Origin of the sequence: Pseudomonas sp. Irchel s3f19, from assembly GCF_900187555.1 — a bacterium.
GTDB classification, from domain to species: domain Bacteria; phylum Pseudomonadota; class Gammaproteobacteria; order Pseudomonadales; family Pseudomonadaceae; genus Aquipseudomonas; species Aquipseudomonas capeferrum.
In genome coordinates, this window is sequence record NZ_FYDW01000002.1 from 784,884 (window position 1) to 803,278 (window position 18,395).

The 18,395-nt window shown below is 62.0% G+C and carries 17 protein-coding genes and 1 pseudogene; 11 read left to right on the top strand and 7 right to left on the bottom strand.

The genetic code is table 11. The features are described 5' to 3' along the window. Positions 1-40: 40 nt before the first annotated feature. From aspA to CKW22_RS07475, 4 genes are all read left to right on the top strand, one after another. Positions 41-1,465 carry an aspartate ammonia-lyase gene (aspA, locus tag CKW22_RS07460; RefSeq protein ID WP_033702596.1) on the top strand — a complete coding sequence of 475 codons (1,425 nt, stop codon included), beginning with the start codon at positions 41-43 and terminating at the stop codon, positions 1,463-1,465. Positions 1,466-1,641: 176 nt separating this feature from the next. Then, positions 1,642-2,634 carry an AraC family transcriptional regulator gene (locus CKW22_RS07465; RefSeq protein WP_033702385.1) on the top strand — a complete coding sequence of 331 codons (993 nt, stop codon included), beginning with the start codon at positions 1,642-1,644 and terminating at the stop codon, positions 2,632-2,634. 119 nt (positions 2,635-2,753) lie between these two features. Further along, positions 2,754-3,797 (top strand): histone deacetylase family protein, encoded by a 1,044-nt coding sequence (locus CKW22_RS07470; RefSeq protein WP_095063941.1) that lies wholly within the window; start codon positions 2,754-2,756, stop codon positions 3,795-3,797. Beyond that, positions 3,797-4,900: a polyamine ABC transporter substrate-binding protein gene (locus CKW22_RS07475; protein WP_033702389.1), complete on the top strand. Its 1,104-nt coding sequence runs from the start codon at positions 3,797-3,799 to the stop codon at positions 4,898-4,900. The genes CKW22_RS07470 and CKW22_RS07475 overlap by 1 nt, the downstream gene beginning before the upstream one ends. 29 nt (positions 4,901-4,929) lie before the next feature. Here the strand turns inward: CKW22_RS07475 and CKW22_RS07480 are convergent, their stop codons facing one another. Continuing rightward, entirely contained in the window at positions 4,930-6,459 is a 1,530-nt protein-coding gene (locus tag CKW22_RS07480) for a PLP-dependent aminotransferase family protein (protein WP_095063942.1), read from the bottom strand. A gap of 89 nt (positions 6,460-6,548) precedes the next feature. Between CKW22_RS07480 and CKW22_RS07485 the strand changes: the two genes are divergently transcribed. The 3 genes from CKW22_RS07485 to CKW22_RS07495 are packed head-to-tail and all read left to right on the top strand — an operon-like array spanning position 6,549 to position 8,315. Continuing rightward, positions 6,549-7,178 carry an FMN-binding negative transcriptional regulator gene (locus CKW22_RS07485; protein WP_033702393.1) on the top strand — a complete coding sequence of 210 codons (630 nt, stop codon included), beginning with the start codon at positions 6,549-6,551 and terminating at the stop codon, positions 7,176-7,178. A gap of 11 nt (positions 7,179-7,189) precedes the next feature. Next, positions 7,190-7,636, top strand: a complete 447-nt coding sequence (locus CKW22_RS07490) for a GNAT family N-acetyltransferase (RefSeq protein WP_047582522.1) — start codon at positions 7,190-7,192, stop codon at positions 7,634-7,636. Between the two features lie 7 nt (positions 7,637-7,643). Then, positions 7,644-8,315 carry a GNAT family N-acetyltransferase gene (locus tag CKW22_RS07495; RefSeq protein WP_033702396.1) on the top strand — a complete coding sequence of 224 codons (672 nt, stop codon included), beginning with the start codon at positions 7,644-7,646 and terminating at the stop codon, positions 8,313-8,315. On the opposite strand, the gene CKW22_RS07500 is transcribed toward CKW22_RS07495, so the two are convergent. Further along, a complete protein-coding gene (locus tag CKW22_RS07500; protein ID WP_095063943.1) occupies positions 8,316-9,215 on the bottom strand; it encodes a homocysteine S-methyltransferase family protein in 900 nt (299 codons plus the stop codon). A gap of 105 nt (positions 9,216-9,320) precedes the next feature. Here CKW22_RS07500 and CKW22_RS07505 point away from each other — a divergent pair, with 105 nt between their 5' ends. After that, complete coding sequence (locus CKW22_RS07505) at positions 9,321-10,142, top strand: ABC transporter substrate-binding protein (protein ID WP_033702399.1); 822 nt, start codon at positions 9,321-9,323, stop codon at positions 10,140-10,142. After that, positions 10,139-10,960 carry an amino acid ABC transporter permease gene (locus CKW22_RS07510; RefSeq protein ID WP_095063944.1) on the top strand — a complete coding sequence of 274 codons (822 nt, stop codon included), beginning with the start codon at positions 10,139-10,141 and terminating at the stop codon, positions 10,958-10,960. The genes CKW22_RS07505 and CKW22_RS07510 overlap by 4 nt, the downstream gene beginning before the upstream one ends. 3 nt (positions 10,961-10,963) lie before the next feature. Here CKW22_RS07510 and CKW22_RS27770 read toward each other — a convergent pair. The 3 genes and pseudogenes from CKW22_RS27770 to CKW22_RS07525 form a co-directional block, all read right to left on the bottom strand. Continuing rightward, positions 10,964-11,065: pseudogene (locus CKW22_RS27770) on the bottom strand (transcriptional regulator); the annotation flags it as partial. A 140-nt stretch (positions 11,066-11,205) separates the two neighbouring features. Next, positions 11,206-13,014, bottom strand: a complete 1,809-nt coding sequence (gene oadA / locus CKW22_RS07520) for a sodium-extruding oxaloacetate decarboxylase subunit alpha (RefSeq protein ID WP_033702401.1) — start codon at positions 13,012-13,014, stop codon at positions 11,206-11,208. A gap of 97 nt (positions 13,015-13,111) precedes the next feature. Then, positions 13,112-14,527 carry an acetyl-CoA carboxylase biotin carboxylase subunit gene (locus CKW22_RS07525; protein WP_033702402.1) on the bottom strand — a complete coding sequence of 472 codons (1,416 nt, stop codon included), beginning with the start codon at positions 14,525-14,527 and terminating at the stop codon, positions 13,112-13,114. A gap of 189 nt (positions 14,528-14,716) precedes the next feature. Here CKW22_RS07525 and CKW22_RS07530 point away from each other — a divergent pair, with 189 nt between their 5' ends. Further along, the gene (locus CKW22_RS07530) at positions 14,717-15,679 is read left to right on the top strand and encodes a LysR family transcriptional regulator (RefSeq protein ID WP_033702403.1); all 963 of its coding nucleotides are present in this window, start codon (positions 14,717-14,719) and stop codon (positions 15,677-15,679) included. Here the strand turns inward: CKW22_RS07530 and CKW22_RS27775 are convergent. Together CKW22_RS27775 and hexR are read right to left on the bottom strand one after the other, a co-directional pair. Further along, positions 15,621-15,839, bottom strand: coding sequence for a PA3496 family putative envelope integrity protein (locus CKW22_RS27775; RefSeq protein ID WP_077068708.1), 219 nt, complete (start codon positions 15,837-15,839; stop codon positions 15,621-15,623). The two genes, CKW22_RS07530 and CKW22_RS27775, sit on opposite strands and share 59 nt — an antisense overlap. 132 nt (positions 15,840-15,971) lie before the next feature. Next, the gene (gene hexR, locus CKW22_RS07540; protein WP_027592102.1) at positions 15,972-16,838 is read right to left on the bottom strand and encodes a transcriptional regulator HexR; all 867 of its coding nucleotides are present in this window, start codon (positions 16,836-16,838) and stop codon (positions 15,972-15,974) included. A 103-nt stretch (positions 16,839-16,941) separates the two neighbouring features. Here hexR and zwf point away from each other — a divergent pair, with 103 nt between their 5' ends. Further along, positions 16,942-18,384 (top strand): glucose-6-phosphate dehydrogenase, encoded by a 1,443-nt coding sequence (gene zwf / locus CKW22_RS07545; protein WP_033702404.1) that lies wholly within the window; start codon positions 16,942-16,944, stop codon positions 18,382-18,384. Positions 18,385-18,395 lie beyond the last annotated feature (11 nt).

The following is an 18,395-nucleotide window of genomic DNA, read 5'->3' on the forward strand; positions in this document are numbered from 1 at the left end:
TTCCGGCATGTGCCGGGTCAAATTCGAGATGATATACATCATGTCTTCCGCTGCATCGTTCCGCGTCGAAAAAGATCTGCTGGGTACCCTTGAAGTTCCTGCTGATGCCTACTACGGCATCCAGACCCTGCGCGCTGCCAACAACTTCCACCTCTCCGGTGTTCCGCTGTCGCACTACCCGAAACTGGTAGTCGGCCTGGCGATGGTCAAGCAGGCAGCTGCTGACGCCAACCGAGAGCTGGGGCACCTGAGCGATGCCAAGCACGCCGCCATCAGCGCCGCTTGCGGACGACTGATCAAGGGCGACTACCACGAGCAGTTCGTGGTGGACATGATTCAAGGCGGTGCTGGTACCTCTACCAACATGAACGCCAACGAAGTCATCGCCAACATTGCGCTGGAGGCCATGGGCCACCAGAAGGGTGAGTACCAGTACCTGCACCCGAACAACGACGTGAACATGGCGCAGTCGACCAACGACGCCTACCCGACCGCTATTCGTCTGGGTCTGCTGTTGGGTCATGACGCCCTGCTCGCCAGCCTCGACAGCCTGATCCAGGCCTTCGCTGCCAAGGGCAAGGAATTCGACCACGTACTGAAGATGGGCCGCACCCAGCTGCAGGACGCCGTGCCGATGACCCTGGGCCAGGAATTCCGCGCCTTCGCCACCACCATGACCGAAGACCTCAACCGTCTGCGTTCGCTGGCGCCAGAGCTGCTGACCGAAATCAACCTGGGTGGTACCGCCATCGGTACCGGCATCAACGCCGACCCTGGTTACCAGATGCTGGCCGTTCAGCGCCTGGCGACCATCAGCGGCCAGCCGCTGGTACCGGCTGCCGACCTGATCGAAGCCACCTCCGACATGGGCGCCTTCGTGCTGTTCTCCGGCATGCTCAAGCGTACCGCGGTCAAGCTGTCGAAGATCTGCAATGACCTGCGCCTGCTGTCCAGCGGCCCGCGTACCGGCATCAACGAGATCAACCTGCCAGCGCGTCAGCCAGGCAGCTCGATCATGCCAGGCAAGGTCAACCCGGTTATCCCGGAAGCCGTCAACCAGGTGGCCTTCGCCATCATGGGCAACGACCTGGCCCTGACCGTCGCCGCCGAAGGTGGCCAGCTGCAGCTGAACGTGATGGAGCCGCTGATCGCCTACAAGATCTTCGATTCGATCCGCCTGCTCCAGCGCGCCATGGACATGCTGCGCGAGCACTGCATCGTCGGTATCACTGCCAACGAACAGCGCTGCCGTGAACTGGTCGAGCACTCGATCGGCCTGGTCACCGCCCTGAACCCTTACATCGGCTACGAAAACGCCACCCGTATCGCCCGCGTTGCCCTGGAAACAGGCCGCGGTGTGCTGGAACTGGTGCGCGAAGAGAAGCTGCTGGACGAAGAGATGCTCAACGACATCCTGCGTCCGGAAAACATGATCGCACCGCGTCTGGTTCCGCTGAAGGCGTAACCGACCGCTTCACCTGTCTCACCAGGTCGAGGGACTAGACACCTCTCAACCTTTCAAAGGCCCGAGCGCATGCTTCGGGCCTTTTTTTTGCCTGCGCGTTTCGAGCCGCCGTGCAACCTGCGCATCCCGGCACACAACTTGCTCCATAATGCATCCCACCCAACGGGATACCGAGCATGCTGCACAGCCACCTGACCACCCTCAACGCGGTTTCGCTGATCCTCAACGTCTTCCAGGCAGAGGGTTGCGAGGCGGCGGCCTTGCTGGCCGGCAGCGGCATCGGCCCGGCGGACCTGGGGCATGCCGACGCACGCATCACCACCCAGCAAGAGCTGCAAGTGTGTGCCAATGCCGTTGCCCGGCGTGAAGACATCGGCCTGGAGCTGGGCCAGCGCATGCATGTGTCGTGCTATGGCATGCTCGGTTACGCCCTGCTCTCCAGTGCCACTTTGGGTGACGCCCTGCGCCTGGCACTGCGCTTTCCGGCACTGCTGGGAACAGTCTTCGAGCTACGCCTGATCGACGATGGCCAGCGCGTCTGGCTCAGCGCCAGCGACTACCGTGACAGCCCCGCGCTGACCGCCTTCAACGCCGAGTTCTGCCTGGTCTCGCTGAAAGTGATCTGCGACGACCTGCTTGGCCGTCCACTGCCGCTGCTCGGCACCCGTTTCGAACATGCCCGGCCGGGCTACCACAGCCTATATACCCGTGCCTTCCAGTGCCCGATCGGCTTCGCTGCCGAGGACAACGCCTTTGCCTTCGAACGGCGTTGGCTGGACATGCCGCTACCGTTGGCCGACCCCATCACCCACAAAGCCATGGGCGAGCGCTGCCGGCGCCTGAACCTGGAGTTCACAGGGCGCCAGGCCTGGCTCGGGCGAATTCGCCAACTACTGGCCCAACAACTGGATGCAGCACCCGGGCTTGAGGGCCTGGCGCGGCAGATGAACTGCTCATCGCGGACCTTGCGCCGGCACCTGCAGGCACTGGGCAGCAGTTATCAACAGTTGCTCGATGAACTGCGCTTCGAGCGGGCCAAGCAGTTGCTGGCCGATGAGCACATGCCGATCTACCGCATTGCCGAAACCTTGGGGTTCAGCGAAACGGCCAGCTTCCGCCATGCCTTCCAACGCTGGAGCGGAGTGGCGCCTAGCCATTTTCGCGGGTAAGCCCGCAAAAGTGGCCAGCGAGCTTGGCCACATCGATCCCCTTTTGGCCGTTTGCGTCGTTCTCCCTGGCAGGGCCTGCACTGAAAATGGGCCCACGCCAGTTCAACCGGAGAACAACAATGCTGACGATCTATTCCGATGACCACCGCCTGCACCACGGCCGCTGCGAGCTGATCGACGGCAAGCTGATGCCCTGCTTCGAAATGCCCTCGCGCGCCGACCATGTGCTCGATCAAGTGAACAAACGCCAACTCGGCGATGTACAGGGCCCAACCGACTTCGGCCGTGCACCGCTGCTGCGAATCCACAGCGCCGATTACCTGGACTTCTTCGAGGGCGCCTGGGCGCGCTGGGCCGCACTGGGCCACGACGGCGACCTGCTGCCCTTCACCTGGCCAGCCCGCACCCTGCGCCAGGTGAAACCCACCGGCCTGCATGGTGAACTCGGCTACTACAGCTTCGACGCAGGCGCACCGATCACAGCCGGTACCTGGCAGGCTGCCTACAGCGCCGCCCAGGTCGCACTCACCGCCCAGGCGGCGATCCAGCAAGGCGCCCATTCGGCATTCGCCCTGTGTCGCCCACCAGGGCATCATGCCGCCGCCGAAGTCATGGGCGGCTACTGCTACCTCAACAATGCCGCCATCGCCGCCCAGGCCTTCCTTGACCAGGGCCGCCGCAGAGTCGCCATCCTCGACGTCGACTACCACCACGGCAACGGCACCCAGGACATCTTCTACGCCCGCAACGATGTGTTGTTTGCCTCGATTCATGGCGATCCGCAAGCCGAGTTCCCGTTCTTCCTCGGTTACGCCGACGAAACCGGCGAAGGGGCCGGCGAAGGCTGCAACATCAACTACCCTTTGCCGGCCGGCAGTGACTGGGCAGCCTGGAGCGCCGCACTGGAGGACGCCTGCCAGCGCATCGCCGACTACGACGCCGATGTGCTGGTGATCTCGCTGGGCGTGGACACCTTCAAGGACGACCCTATCTCGCAGTTCAAGCTGGACAGCCCGGACTACCTGGCGATGGGCAAGCGCATCGCCCAGCTCGGCAAGCCGACCCTGTTCGTGATGGAAGGCGGCTACGCTGTGGAAGAAATCGGTATCAACGCGGTCAATGTGCTGGAAGGCTTCCAGCACGCCCAGCCAGGAGCCCGGTAATGGCCCGACTCAAGCGTCTGCTCGCCCCGTTAATCGCTGCCACCCTGTTCACCGGTGCCCTGCAGGCCCAGGCCGAGCAGCGTACCTTGCGCGTCTACAACTGGTTCGACTACATCACCCCGCAGACCTTGGTCGACTTCCAGAAAGACAGCGGCGTGAAGCTGATCTACGACATTTTCGACACCAACGAGGCGCTGGAAGCCAAACTGCTTACCGGTAACTCCGGCTATGACGTGGTGGTGCCGTCCAACGTGTTCCTGGCCAAGCAGATCGAAGCCGGTGTGTTCCAGCCGCTGGACCGCAGCAAGCTGCCGAACTGGCAACACCTGGACCCGGCCCTGATGAAGCTGATCGAAGCCAACGACCCCGGCAACAAGTTTGCCGTGCCCTACATGTACGGCACCGTGCTGATTGGCTTTAACCCGGCGAAGGTCAAGGCGGCGCTCGGTGAAAACGCACCCGTGGACAGCTGGGACCTGATCTTCAAGGAAGAGAACATCGCCAAGCTCAAGCAGTGTGGCGTTGCCCTGCTCGATTCGCCTTCCGAGATTATGCCGCTGGCCCTGAAGTACCTGGGGCTGGACCCCAACAGCGCAAAGCCCGACGACTACAAGAAGGCCGAGGCGCTGTTGCTTAAGATTCGCCCGCACATCACCTACTTCCACTCTTCCAAATACATGGCCGACATCGCCAATGGCGATATCTGCGTGGCGGTGGGCTACAGCGGCAGCTTCTCGCAAGCCGCCAATCGGGCTCACGATGCGAAGAACGGCGTGGTGGTCGACATGCGCCTGCCCAAGGAAGGCGCGCCGATCTGGTTCGACATGCTGGCGATTCCGAAAAACGCCGCCAACCCGCAAGAGGCTCACACGTTCATCAACTACCTGCTGCGCCCCGAGGTGATAGCGCCGATCAGCGACTTTGTCGGGTACCCGAACCCGAACAAGGACGCGACCGACAAGGTCAGCCCAGCGATTCGCAATAACCCCAACCTGTACCCGACGGCAGAGGCGATGGCCAAGCTGTACACCCTCAAACCACTGCCACGTGATGCCGAACGGGCACGCACCAGAGCCTGGACCCGCATCAAGTCCGGCACCTGAGCCGTGGCGGGGTCGCTAGGCGGCCCCGCTCACTTTTTCCAGGCCCGGCGCAAGCGCATCAGCGCATTGGCAATGTCGGCCTCTGGCACTGCGGCAAACCCCAGCACCAACCCCGCACGGTTATCCACAGCCACCTGGCTGTCTTCCAGCCAATAGCTACTCAGCGGATTTACCTCAACCCCTACCGCTTCTGCCGTGGCGGCCAGTTCTTGCTCGCGCGCAAAGTTATCCACATCCACCTTCACATGCAGCCCCGCCGCGACTTCCGGCATACCACCCAACCCAGGCACATCCAGCGGCCAACCAGCCTTGAGTACATTGCGCCGGCTCAACGCCGCCCGGCGCATACGCCGGATGTGGCGCTGGAAATGCCCCTGGGCCATGAACTCGGCCATCACGCACTGGCTGCCCACTTCCGAATGCCGCATGGCCAGCGCCCGCCCTTGGCTGAACGCCTGTACCAGGCGCGCAGGCAACACCAGGTAGCCCAGACGCAACGCGGGAAAGGCAATTTTGCCGAACGTGCCGACGTACAGCACCCGCCCATGTCGGTCCAGCGCCGCCAGCGGTGCCAATGGCGCACCGCTGTAGCGGTACTCCCCGTCGTAATCGTCTTCGATGATCCAGCCATCGTTGCGCTCGGCCCAGGCCAGCAATGCCAGGCGTCGCGCCAGGCTCATGGTCACGCCGGTGGGGTACTGATGCGCCGGCGTGACGTAGGCCAGGCGGCAGTCCGCCAGTTGTACGAGGCGCTCACAGTCCATGCCCTCTTCATCCACCGGTACGCCCATCACCTTGCCCCCTGCCACGGCAAAGGTATGCCCAGCGGCCCGATAGCCAGGGTTTTCCACAGCTACCCCCTCGCCAGGCTGCAACAGCAACTGTGCACAAAGGCTGATGGCCTGCTGTGCACCACTGGTGATCACAATTTGTTCAGCCGTGCACGAAAGGCCCCGTGAACGCCGCAGATAGGCCGCGATCAGCTCGCGAAGCTGCAGCTCACCCGCCGGGTCACCGTAACCCAGCTGCGCAGGGTCCGGGTTACGCCAGAAAGCCGCTTGCAGCTTGGCCCACACGTCAAACGGGAACAGATCGAAGGCCGGGATGCCGACCCTGAACGCACGTGGAGCGCCACTTCTAGGAACGGGCAAGTGGTTACTTTTCAGACGCTCAAGCGCCTCGCTGGAGCGCTCAGAGCTGGATAAATCCTCAGCATTTTCTAAAGAAAATGTGGATAAACCTGTTGATAACCCTAGGGATAACCCTGTGGACAGTTGTGTGGATAGTTTTTCAAGCTGAATCACATAGGTACCGTCGCCCACCCGGCTTTCGATATACCCCTCGGCATACAACTGGTCATAGGCACGCACCACGCTGTTGCGCGACAGCGCCAGTATCGCCGCCAAGTCACGGCTGGCCGGCAATCGCGTACCACTGCTCAGGCGCCCATCCAACACCCGCGCACGCAAGGCCTGGTAGAGCTGCTGGCTGAGCCCGCGGCGGCGGTCGAGCACGATGCCAGCCGGGTCGAAAGGCAGTATGAGGGGGCGCTTGTTCACCGTATTGGACCTATCAAATCAGCCATAAATGGATCTTACACAGAACCAATAGCCTGCCTAGGATGGAGCCATTCGACAAGGAACCCGCCATGTACAACAGCAAGCCCCACCAGGAACATGACCTAGCACGCCTGCACCGGCACATGGCCGATACGCGCCTCGCCGTCCTCATCAGCCACGGTGAACACGGCTTGCAGGCGACCCACCTGCCCGTCCTGGTCGACACCCAGCAAGGCGAGTTTGGCACGGTCTACGCGCACCTGGCCCGGGCCAACGTTCAGTGGCAAGACCTGCAGCAAGGCGCTGAAGCGCTGCTGGTGTTCCCCGGTGCCGACGCCTATGTCAGCCCGAGCTATTACCCCAGCAAGGCCGACAACCCCAAGGTGGTCCCCACCTGGAACTACCTGGCGGTGCACGCCTATGGCCCAGTCGAAGTCATCCACGAGGCCGAGCCGCTGCTGCAGATCGTCAGCCGCCTGACCGAGCGCCATGAGCACGGCCGCAGCGAACCCTGGAAAGTGTCCGACGCCCCCAGCGACTACCTTGAAGGCATGCTCCGCGCCATTGTCGGCATTCGCCTGCCGATCACGCGCCTGCAAGGGGCCCGCAAGCTCAGCCAGAACCGTTCGGCCGAGGACATCGCCGGGGTGCGTCAAAGCCTCGGCGACAGTGCCGACTACCAGGACAACCAACTTGCAGCGCACATGCGCCAACTCTGAAGGAAAAGCCCATGCCCAGCGTCACTCTGCGCCCCGTCAGCGCCAACGACCATCCCGCCTGGCTTGCCCTGTGGCAGGCTTACCTGCGCTTCTATGAGACCGAATTGCCCGAAGCGGTCAGCACCAGTACCTGGCAGCGCCTGCTGGACAGCCACGAGCCGACCCACTCTGCCCTGGCCTGGGTCGATGGCAAGGCAGTGGGGATGGTCAACTGGATCTACCATCGTTCCAACTGGAGCATCGAGAACTCGTGCTACCTGCAGGACCTCTATGTGGATGGCACGCAACGCGGCCTGGGCATCGGTCGCCAGCTGATCGAGCATGTCTACGCCACCGCCAAGGCTGCCGGCTGTGCCAAGGTGCACTGGCTGACCCACGAAACCAACGCCACCGCCATCAGCCTGTACCAGCAGGTTGCCGAGCGGCCGGGCTTCATTCAATTCCGCAAAGGGTTGTAGGCACGACATGACCGACGCACTGAACTGGAAACCCGCCAAGGCACCCACGGCAGACACCATCGAGGGCCGCTTCATCCGCCTTGAAAAACTCGACCCGGCACGTCACGGCGACGACCTGTGGAACGTCTTGCAAGGCCCGCAAGCCGACCCGGCCCTGTGGGATTACCTGCCCTATGGCCCATTCCCCGAACGCGGCGCCTTCGACCGTTGGCTGCAAGGCCATGCCGCCAGCCTTGATCCGTTGTTCTACACCGTTATCGACCGCCCAACCGGCCAGGCCCAGGGCATTCTCAGCCTGATGTCGATCGTGCCCGACCATGGCCGCATCGAGATCGGCCACATCGCCTTCGGCGCCGCCATGCAGCGCACGCCAAAGGGGACCGAAGCGGTGTACCTGCTGGGCAAGCTGGGTTTCGAGCTGGGCAACCGCAGGCTCGAGTGGAAGTGCAACAACGCCAATGCCCGCTCCAAGCGCGCGGCGCAGCGGTTCGGCTTTGTCTATGAGGGGGTGTTCCGCAAGCACCTGGTGGTCAAGGACCACAACCGGGATACCGCGTGGTACTCGATCACCGATGACGAGTGGCCAACGGTAGCGGCGGGGTTCGAGCGCTGGTTGAGTGCCGACAACCAACGCCCTGAAGGGCAAGCCAGGACGCTGGAAGCTTGCCGCAACGCGTGATCAGGCCAGCTTGGCCCTGAGTTCTGCAATGTGCTCCGGGCCGATACCACAGCAACCGCCGAGCAGGCTGGCACCGCGTTGGCGCCAGTTGCTGGCCCAGCTCAGATAACCCGGCGGGTCGAGGTCTTCGCGCAGCTCATCCAGGCCATCGTTGGCGGTGGCGTCCTTGGGTTGCGGGGGGAAGGCATTGGCGTAAGCGCCAATGGCGATGTCCACGCCCAAGCGCTCGAAGGCCTGGCGCGCAACATCCAGCGCAGCACCGATCACTTCGGGCTGGCTGCAGTTGAACAACAACGCGCTGACACCCAGCTCGGCAATCGCTTCGGCTGCCGCGGCAACGGTCTGCCCGGAGCGCAGGCGCGGCACGTCCACGACGCCTTCATCTTCAAGGGTGAACGACACCCAGAACGGCCTGCCGTCCTGCGGCAGGTGCGAGCTGATGGCCCGCACTTCTTCAATCGAGCTCTGGGTTTCGGCCAACCACAGGTCCACATAAGGCGCCAGCCCTGCCAGTAGCGGTGTCAGTACTTCGCTGACCCGCTCCGGCTGATACAGGTCCGGGCGGTAAGAGCCGAACAGCGGCGGCAACGACCCGGCAACACGAACAGGTACAGCAGCCGCATCGGCTGCGGCACGGGCCAGTTGCCCTGCCGTTGCGGCCAATGCGCGCCCTTCCTGGGCGAAGCGCGCTTCCCCAATATGGAACGGCACAACCGCATAGCTGTTGCTGGTGATGACCTGCGCCCCGGCCTCGATATACGCCGCATGCACCGCCACCACCGCTTCAGGTGCTTCGCTCAAGGCCAACGCTGACCATTCGGGCTGCCGGAACGGCGCACCACGACGCTGCAGCTCTCGCCCCATACCGCCATCCAGAATTACCAGCGATTGTTCGCCCATATGCCTATCACTTATATGTTTATAAATAAAATTCATTAGTGTGTAACTTGTTATAACTATTAAATACCCGACACGGATTGTCCAACAACTTTTTCAGGTACCTCCATGCGCTTGCTTCCCTTGCTCGGCACCGGCCTCATCGCCCTGTGTGCCACCACTCAGGCCTTCGCAGGTGCCACGCTGGACCGAGTGCAAGCGCGCAAGGAAATGGTCAACGTGCTGATGGAAAGCTATCCGCCGTTCTCGTTTCTGAACGATCAGAACCAGCTGGATGGTTTCGACGTGGATGTGGCCAAGGCCGTCGCCGACAAGCTGGGCGTCAAGCTGCGCCTGGAAACACCCTCCTGGGATGTGATTGCCGCAGGGCGCTGGAGCGGCCGTTATGACCTTTGTGTGTGCTCCATGACCCCAAGCAAGGCGCGCGCCGAGGTGTTTGATTTCCCGGTGGAGTACTACGCCTCGCCTGCGGTGATCGTGGTCAACGCCAAGGACGAACGCATCCATTCGGCCAAAGACCTGGACGGCCTGAAGGTCGGCCTGACCAGCGCCTCGAGCTACGAGAGCTACTTGAACAAGAACCTGGTCATCGAGGGTGATGAGGACAAGAAGATCGACTATCCCTTCGAGAGGGTGCAGATCGCCCCTTATGACACTGACAACGTCGCCTTCCAGGACCTGGGCCTGGGCGCAGGTGTGCGCCTGGATGCCATCCTGACCAACCTGGTCACCGCCCAGCCGCGCCTGGATCAGGACAAGCGCTTCAAATTGGCCGGTGCGCCGCTGTACGAAGAACCCAATTCGGTGGCGATTGAAAAAGGCGACCCCGAGTGGGATGCCAAGCTGCGTCAGGTATTCGCCGAGCTGAAGGCCGATGGCACCTTGGCCAAGCTGTCACAGAAATGGATCGGCGCCGATATCAGTAAATGAATGCTCAACAACCTGCCCCGCGTCCCGCCGTCAAAGCGTCGGGCACACAACTGTTCGGCTTTCGCACACGCCTGTATCTGACCTGGGTCGGGTTGTTTGTGCTGTTTGCGGCGTTCTTCCTCAGCTTTGACTTGAAGTTTTCGATCATTGTCGAAAAATTCCCGTATCTGGCGGGGTTCAAGCTGGGGCCGAATGGCTTTTTGCAAGGCGCGGCACTGACCCTGTTCCTGTGCCTGTGCTCGATAGTGGTTTCCGTGGCACTGGGCTTCGCCGCCGCGCTGGCACGGCTGTCGAGCAGCGCGGTGCTGTTGGGCATCGCCAGCTTCTACACGTCGTTTTTCCGTGGCACGCCACTGCTGATCCAGATCCTGCTGATCTACCTGGGCCTGCCGCAGCTGGGCGTGGTCCCTGGGGCCATCAGCGCCGGCATCATTGCCCTGTCGCTGAACTATGGCGCCTACCTCAGCGAAATTTTCCGCGCCGGCATCCTCGGTGTGGCGCCTGGGCAACGTCAGGCAGCAATGGCCCTGGGCCTTCGCCCTGCGCAGATCTTCTGGCACGTCACCCTGCCCCAGGCCATGCGCACCATCATCCCGCCGAGCGCGAACCAGTTCATTTCGATGCTCAAGGATTCATCGCTGATTTCGGTGATGGGCGTGTGGGAAGTGATGTTCCTGGCCCAGTCCTACGGCCGCTCCAGCTACCGCTACCTGGAGATGCTGACGACTGCAGCGGTGATCTACTGGGTGCTGTCGATTCTACTGGAGCTGGTGCAGGCCAAGCTGGAAAGGCACTTTGGCAAGGGCTATCAGCAGTGAGGGTCAGGTGATCTGACGCTGGCGCCTGACCACACCTATCTGCAAGCCGAACAGGCGAAGTACCGCATTCATTGATTTGAGGGTAGGGTTCCCCTCGCCCCGTTCGTTCAGTCGTTCTGAACGCTAAAAATATGCATTAAAATGCACATTTTTGACAATTATCTTCAATAATATGCAATCTAATGCATAAAAAAGGGGAGCATCCGCTCCCCAGAGGTAAACCGCTAGTTAAACGAAGGTTTCCATCAACCTTCGATCTCGATCAGGATCTCGCCCGGCGTCACGCGGTCGCCCTTGGCCACGTGGATGGCCACGACCTTGCCGGCGATGGCCGCCTGCACTTCGGTCTCCATCTTCATGGCTTCGGTGATCAGCACGGCCTGGCCGGCCTTGACCATGTCACCTTCCTTGACCAGTACATCGACGATGTTGCCTGGCATGGTGGTGCTGACGTGGCCTGGGTCGGTGGCTTGCTTGCGCTTGCTGCCGCCACCGCCGACGAACTCGTTGAGCGGCTCGAACACCACTTCTTCCGGCATGCCGTCGATCGACAGGTAGAAGTGACGCTTGCCCTCTGCCTTGACGCCCACACCGGTGATGTCGACGCGATAGGTTTCGCCGTGCACGTCGATGACGAACTCGGTCGGTACGCCTTCGCCGCCGGGTGCGGCGATGGCCCCGGCTTCAGGGATCGGCAAGAGGGCTTCCGGGGTCAGGGTGCCGGCTTCGCGTTCCTCAAGGAACTTGCGCCCGATGTCCGGGAACATGGCGAAGGTCAACACGTCTTCTTCGCAGCGGGCCAAGGCGCCGATGTCGCCACGCAGCTTGGTCATTTCTGGCTTGAGCAGGTCGGCCGGGCGCACGTCGATTACTTCTTCGCTGCCGATCGCCTGGCGGCGCAGTTGTTCGTTGACCACGCCTGGGGCCTTGCCATAACCGCCTTGCAGGTACAGCTTCACCTCGTTGGTGATGGTCTTGTAGCGCTCGCCGGCCAACACGTTGAAGAACGCCTGGGTGCCGACGATCTGCGAGGTCGGGGTTACCAGCGGTGGGAAGCCGAGGTCTTCACGCACGCGCGGGATTTCCGCCAGCACTTCGTTCATGCGGTTGAGGGCGCCCTGCTCCTTGAGCTGGTTGGCCAGGTTGGAAATCATGCCGCCCGGTACCTGGTTGACCTGTACTCGGGTATCCACCGCTGTGAATTCGCTTTCGAACTGGTGGTACTTCTTGCGCACGGCGTAGAAGTACAGGCCGATTTCCTGCAGCAGTTCCAGGTCCAGGCCGGTGTCGAACTCGCTGCCCTTGAGCGCGGCGACCATCGACTCGGTGCCCGGGTGGCTGGTGCCCCAGGCGAAGCTGGAGATTGCCGTATCGATATGATCGGCGCCGTTTTCCACGGCCTTGAGCTGGCACATGGCAGCCAGGCCAGCGGTGTCGTGGGAGTGGATGAACACCGGCAGCGACTGCTCGGCTTTCAGCGCCTTGACCAGCTCGCCCGTGGCATAGGGGGTCAGCAGGCCGGCCATGTCCTTGATCGCCACCGAGTCGCAACCCATGGCTTCCATCTGCTTGGCCTGGTTAACGAAGGCTTCGATGGTGTGCACCGGGCTGGTGGTGTAGGCGATGGTGCCCTGGGCGTGCTTGCCGGCGGCCTTGACCGCTTCAATGGCCACGCGCAGGTTACGCACATCGTTCATCGCGTCGAAAACACGGAAGACGTCGATGCCGTTGACCGCAGCCTTGGCGACAAAGGCCTTGACCACGTCATCGCTGTAGTGGCGGTAGCCCAGCAGGTTCTGGCCGCGCAACAGCATTTGCAGGCGGGTGTTGGGCAGTGCGGCGCGCAGTTTGCGCAGGCGCTCCCACGGGTCTTCCTTGAGGAAGCGCACGCAGGCATCGAAGGTGGCGCCACCCCAGACTTCCAGCGACCAGTAGCCGACCTTGTCGAGCTTGTCGCAGATCGGCAGCATGTCTTCGGTACGCATGCGGGTGGCCAGCAGGGACTGGTGGGCGTCGCGCAGGATCGTGTCGGTTACGTGAATTTTCTTGGACATTGTTATCTCCTCATAGCGGCAAGCTTCAAGCTACAAGCGCCAAGAAAAGCTGGTCTGCTTTTACTTGTAGCTTGCCGCTTACAGCTTGCAGCTGAATTCATAGGCCTGCGTGGGCGGCGATGGCGGCGGCGATGGCCAGGGCCAGCTCTTCGGGTTTGCGCTTGATCGAGTAGTTGGTCAGTTCAGGGTGGCTTTCGACGAAGCTGGTGTTGAACTGGCCGCTACGGAATTCCGGGTTGCGCAGGATTTCCTGGTAATACGCAGCAGTGGTCTTCACCCCCTGCACGCGCATGTCGTCCAGGGCCCGCAGGCCGCGGTCCATGGCTTCTTCCCAGGTCAACGCCCAGACCACCAGCTTCAGGCACATGGAGTCATAGAAGGGCGGAATGGTATAGCCGGTGTAGATCGCCGTGTCGGTGCGCACGCCTGGGCCGCCGGGTGCGTAATAGCGGGTGATCTTGCCGAAGCTGGGCAGGAAGTTGTTCTTCGGGTCTTCAGCGTTGATACGGAACTGCAGCGCGTAGCCGCGGTGCTGGATGTCTTCCTGCTTGACCGACAGCGGCAGGCCCGAAGCGATGCGGATCTGCTCGCGAACGATGTCCAGGCCGGTGATTTCTTCGGTGATGGTGTGTTCCACCTGCACCCGGGTGTTCATCTCCATGAAGTACACCTCGCCATCGGCGAGCAAGAACTCCACGGTACCGGCGTTTTCGTAATTCACGGCCTTGGCTGCACGCACCGCGAGGTCGCCGATGTAGGCGCGCTGCTCGGGAGTCAGCTGAGGGCTCGGGGCAATCTCGATGAGCTTCTGGTTGCGGCGCTGGATCGAGCAATCGCGCTCGAACAGGTGCACCACGCTGCCAAAGCTGTCACCCAGGATCTGCGCCTCGATGTGCTTGGGGTTGACGATGCACTTTTCCAGAAACACTTCCGCAGAGCCAAAAGCCTTGGTGGCCTCGGAGATCACGCGGGGGAAGTTCTGTTCCAGTTCTTCACGGCTGTTGCAACGGCGAATGCCGCGGCCGCCACCGCCGGAAGTGGCCTTGAGCATCACCGGATAGCCGATGCGGTCACCTTCGCTCAGGGCTTCATGGATATCGGCAACGTTGCCTTCGGTGCCCGGTGTGACCGGTACGCCGGCCTTGATCATGGCGCGGCGCGCTTCGGTCTTGTCGCCCATGCGGCGAATGACTTCGGCAGCCGGGCCGATGAACTTGATCCCGCGCTCGGCGCAGATCTCTGCCAGTTCAGCGTTTTCCGACAAGAAACCGTAACCTGGGTGCAGGGCATCACAACCGGTTTCGACAGCGAGGTTCACCAGCTTGCGCGGGTTCAGGTAACCGGCCAGTGGCTCGGCTCCGATGCTGTGGGCCTCGTCAGCGCGCTTGACGTGCAGCGCATGACGGTCGGCGTCGGAATAGATCGCTACCGAGCGTATGCCCATCTCGGCGCAGGCACGCACGATGCGGACTGCGATTTCACCTCGGTTGGCGATCAGGATTTTTTTTATCACTGGAGTCTTCCCAAAGCCGTAGGAACAGTCGAGCCGGTTCTACCGGTCGGCGCGTGACCAGACGTTGCTGGCCAGTCGCACATTCACCCTAGCGCTGTAGGTCGATAAACAAAAATCAATATTTGTTAGGGGCAGTATTAGCAAAAGCTTATAGTGCCGTAACAAGGTTTTGCCGGAGCCGCGACAAAAATGCGTAAGTCCTTGATGCGTATGACTTTGCGTCAATTGCAGATCTTCAATGAGGTGTGCGATTTACGCTCCTACAGCCGTGCAGCCGAGGAAATGGCGCTCACGCAACCCGCCGTTAGTCTACAGATTCGCCAGCTCGAAGAGCTTATCGGCCAGCCGCTGTTCGAGTACGTCGGCAAGAAGCTTTACCTGACCGAGGCAGCCGAAGCCCTGCAACGTGCCAGCCGGGATATCTTTGGCCGCCTGGAAAGCCTCGACATGCAACTGTCGGACATGCAGGGCTCACTGCAAGGGCAGTTGAAACTGGCGATCGAGTCCAGTGCCAAGTACTTCGTGCCACACCTGTTCGCCGCCTTCAAGCAGCGCCACCCGGAGGTCAACCTGACGCTCACGGTGGTCAACCGCGCCCAGGCGATCCGGCGCCTTTCGGACAACCGTGACGATTTGATCATCATGTCGATGGTGCCGCAGGACATGGGGCTGGAATTCCTGCCGTTTCTGAACAATCCGATCGTCGCCGTGGCCCCGCCGGATCATCCGCTGTGCAAGCTCGACCACCTGCGCCTGCAAGACCTTGAGCCTCATACGCTGCTGGTCCGCGAACAAGGTTCGGGTACGCGCAAGGCTTGTGAGGAATACTTCAAGGACAAACGCGTGCACTTCACCCAGACCCTCGAAGTGGCATCGGCAGATGCCCAGCGCGAATGCGTGATCGCCGGCTTGGGCATTGCCCTGCTGACCCGCCATGCCTTGAACATGGAGCTGGCCGCGGGCGTGCTCAAAGAGTTGCCGGTGGAGGAACTGCCGCTGTACCGCAGTTGGTGCGTGGTACAGGCCAAGGCCAAGCGGCAGTCGCCGGTGGCCCTGGCATTCTTGGCGTTCATCCGCAGCGAACGGGTGCTGATCAGCGCGATTGTTGAGCGTTTTTCGGGGAAGATGCTGCCGAAGTCTGCCACACCGTGAGCGCTTGCAGCTCAGGGTAGTCAACCAAGTCACGAAGCAATTGACGCTGGTCGCAGTAGCTTTCGATAGCGCGGCGATACTCCATCCGGCGCTGATCCTTTTCCTGCTGCTTGCGAGCCTTGGCGTTGGGTTGGTACGTACCGTCGAAGTCACGAGCCATTGCCTGTCTCCCAGTTAGGATGCGGGAGTTTCAGACTGGCTTCGGGAGTTTACGGTTTTGCGCCAGGGCGGTTACAAAATGGTGAATTTTGCTTGCCTGCGCAGGCGATGAGGCCCGCGCAGGCGCCGCAAGTCAATCGTCGGTGGCTTTGATTGACTTGGGCGATAGGCGCAGGCTGCGCAAGCTGCGCTTCACGCTCTTGAGGTGGTTGACCAGGCTCGGTCCACGCGCCATGGCAACACCCATGGCCAGCACATCGATCACCACCAGGTGGGCGATACGCGAGGTCAGCGGCGTATAGATTTCGGTGTCTTCATGCACATCGATGGCCAGGTTGACGGTCGAAAGCTCGGCCAAGGGGGTGGCGCTCGGGCACAGGGTAATCAGGTTGGCGCCACTCTCACGCACCAGGTTGGCGGTAATCAGCAGGTCTTTGGAACGGCCCGACTGGGAGATGCACACCGCCACGTCGCCCGGCTTCAAGGTGACCGCCGACATGGCCTGCATGTGCGGGTCGGAATAGGCCGCCGCGCTGAGCAGCAGGCGGAAGAACTTGTGCTGGGCATCGGCAGCCACCGCGCCCGATGCGCCAAAGCCATAAAACTCTACCCGCTGCGCCTGGGCCATGGCGCTCACGGCCTGCTGCAGCGCTTGTGGATCGAGGTGCTCGCGCACCTCCATCAGCGTATGCAAGGTAGTGTCGAAGATCTTCAGGCTGTAATCGGCTACCGAGTCGTCTTCATGGATCGCGAACTGCCCAAAGCTGGCCCCGGCGGCCAGGCTTTGCGCGAGTTTCAGCTTGAGGTCCTGAAAGCCTGAACAGCCAATCGCCCGGCAGAAACGTACGATGGTCGGTTCACTGATACCCACGTTGTGCGCCAGGTCGGCCATCGAGCTGTGCATGACGGCAGCCGGGTCTAGCAGCACGTGGTCGGCTACTTTCAGTTCCGATTTGCGCAGCAGGTGGCGCGATTGGGCGATATGTTGCAACAGATTCACGGGCTGGACTCGGTTATGATCGGCTGGCCGGGATGTAGCTTTCTTGTAGTTATACTACATGGGCGCCAACCCGCCCAGTTAAACGAACGTGGAGAGTGGTGGTTTGACTATTCCTTGCGACATTCTGGTCTTCGGTGGCACCGGCGATCTGGCCTTGCACAAATTGCTCCCGGCGCTCTATCACCTGTTTCGCGAGGCTCGTCTGAACAACGCGGTGCGGATCATCGCCCTGGCGCGGCGCAACCTGCCACGTAACGACTACCTGAAGCTCGCCGAGCGCCACTGCCGGGCGCAGATCGCGCGCAACGACTTCGACGAAGAGGTCTGGCAACGGTTCTCCGCCCGGCTCGACTACTTCCCCATGGACGCCTCGCAGAGTGCCGATTTCGGCCGGCTGGCTCGCTACCTCGGCGAGCCCGGCGGGCTGACCCGCATCTTCTACCTGGCCACCGCCCCCAACCTGTTCGTGCCCATCGCCAACCACCTGCGCATCGCCGGCCTGGCCGACCCCGAAGCCCGTATCGTGCTGGAAAAGCCGATCGGCCATTCCCTGGCGTCCGCCACAGCCATCAACGAGGCGATCGGAGCGGTGTTCGAAGAAGCCCAGGTGTTCCGTATCGACCACTACCTGGGCAAGGAGACGGTGCAGAACCTGATGGCCCTGCGCTTCGCCAACGCCCTGCTGGAGCCGGTATGGCGCAACAGCCAGGTCGACCACGTACAGATCAGCGTCTGCGAAACCCTGGGTGTTGAGAACCGCGGCGGCTACTACGACCGCGCCGGCGCGACCCGCGACATGCTGCAGAACCACCTGCTGCAGTTGCTGTGCCTGGTGGCCATGGAGCCGCCGGCGCAGTTCGAGGCCGAGGCCGTGCGCGACGAGAAAGTGAAGATTCTGCGGGCGCTCAAGCCGATCTGCGGCCAGGACGTGCAGGACAAGACCGTGCGCGGGCAGTACGGTGCAGGGCACATCGGCGGCCAGGAAGTACCCGCTTACTATTTCGAGAAGGACGTGGACAACGACAGCGACACCGAAACCTTCGTGGCCGTGCACGCTCACGTCGATAACTGGCGCTGGGCCGGGGTGCCGTTCTACCTGCGCACCGGCAAGCGCATGGCGCGCCGCTCGTCGCAGATCGTCATTCAGTTCAAGCCCGTGCCGCATGAGCTGTTCAACGGCGGCCAGGTCAACCAGCTGCTGATTCAGCTACAGCCGCAAGAGCGCATCAGCCTGCGCATGATGACCAAGAGCCCAGGCAAGGGCATGCGCCTGGAGCCGGTCGACCTGGACCTGAACCTGGCCCAGGTATTCGGCCAGACCCGCCGCTGGGAAGCCTATGAGCGCCTGCTGCTGGACGTGCTGGAAGGTGATTCGACGCTGTTCATGCGCCGCGATGAAGTCGAAGCGGCCTGGGCCTGGATAGACCCGATCATCAAAGGCTGGGAAGAGCACTTTCAGGCCCCGCGCCATTACGCCGCCGGGAGTAACGGGCCGGAGCAGGCCAACAGCCTGCTGGCCAGGCACGGCAGCCATTGGCATGGCTGAAAGCCTGCCCG

Excerpts from the sequence above, each read along its gene's own strand:
- aspA (WP_033702596.1), top strand. The coding sequence starts at position 41 with ATGTCTTCCGCTGCATCGTTCCGCGTCGAAAAAGATCTGCTGGGTACC.
- CKW22_RS07465 (WP_033702385.1), top strand. The coding sequence starts at position 1,642 with ATGCTGCACAGCCACCTGACCACCCTCAACGCGGTTTCGCTGATCCTC.
- CKW22_RS07470 (WP_095063941.1), top strand. The coding sequence starts at position 2,754 with ATGCTGACGATCTATTCCGATGACCACCGCCTGCACCACGGCCGCTGC.
- CKW22_RS07475 (WP_033702389.1), top strand. The coding sequence starts at position 3,797 with ATGGCCCGACTCAAGCGTCTGCTCGCCCCGTTAATCGCTGCCACCCTG.
- CKW22_RS07485 (WP_033702393.1), top strand. The coding sequence starts at position 6,549 with ATGTACAACAGCAAGCCCCACCAGGAACATGACCTAGCACGCCTGCAC.
- CKW22_RS07490 (WP_047582522.1), top strand. The coding sequence starts at position 7,190 with ATGCCCAGCGTCACTCTGCGCCCCGTCAGCGCCAACGACCATCCCGCC.
- CKW22_RS07495 (WP_033702396.1), top strand. The coding sequence starts at position 7,644 with ATGACCGACGCACTGAACTGGAAACCCGCCAAGGCACCCACGGCAGAC.
- CKW22_RS07500 (WP_095063943.1), bottom strand. The coding sequence starts at position 9,215 with ATGGGCGAACAATCGCTGGTAATTCTGGATGGCGGTATGGGGCGAGAG.
- CKW22_RS07505 (WP_033702399.1), top strand. The coding sequence starts at position 9,321 with ATGCGCTTGCTTCCCTTGCTCGGCACCGGCCTCATCGCCCTGTGTGCC.
- CKW22_RS07510 (WP_095063944.1), top strand. The coding sequence starts at position 10,139 with ATGAATGCTCAACAACCTGCCCCGCGTCCCGCCGTCAAAGCGTCGGGC.
- oadA (WP_033702401.1), bottom strand. The coding sequence starts at position 13,014 with ATGTCCAAGAAAATTCACGTAACCGACACGATCCTGCGCGACGCCCAC.
- CKW22_RS07530 (WP_033702403.1), top strand. The coding sequence starts at position 14,717 with ATGCGTAAGTCCTTGATGCGTATGACTTTGCGTCAATTGCAGATCTTC.
- CKW22_RS27775 (WP_077068708.1), bottom strand. The coding sequence starts at position 15,839 with ATGGCTCGTGACTTCGACGGTACGTACCAACCCAACGCCAAGGCTCGC.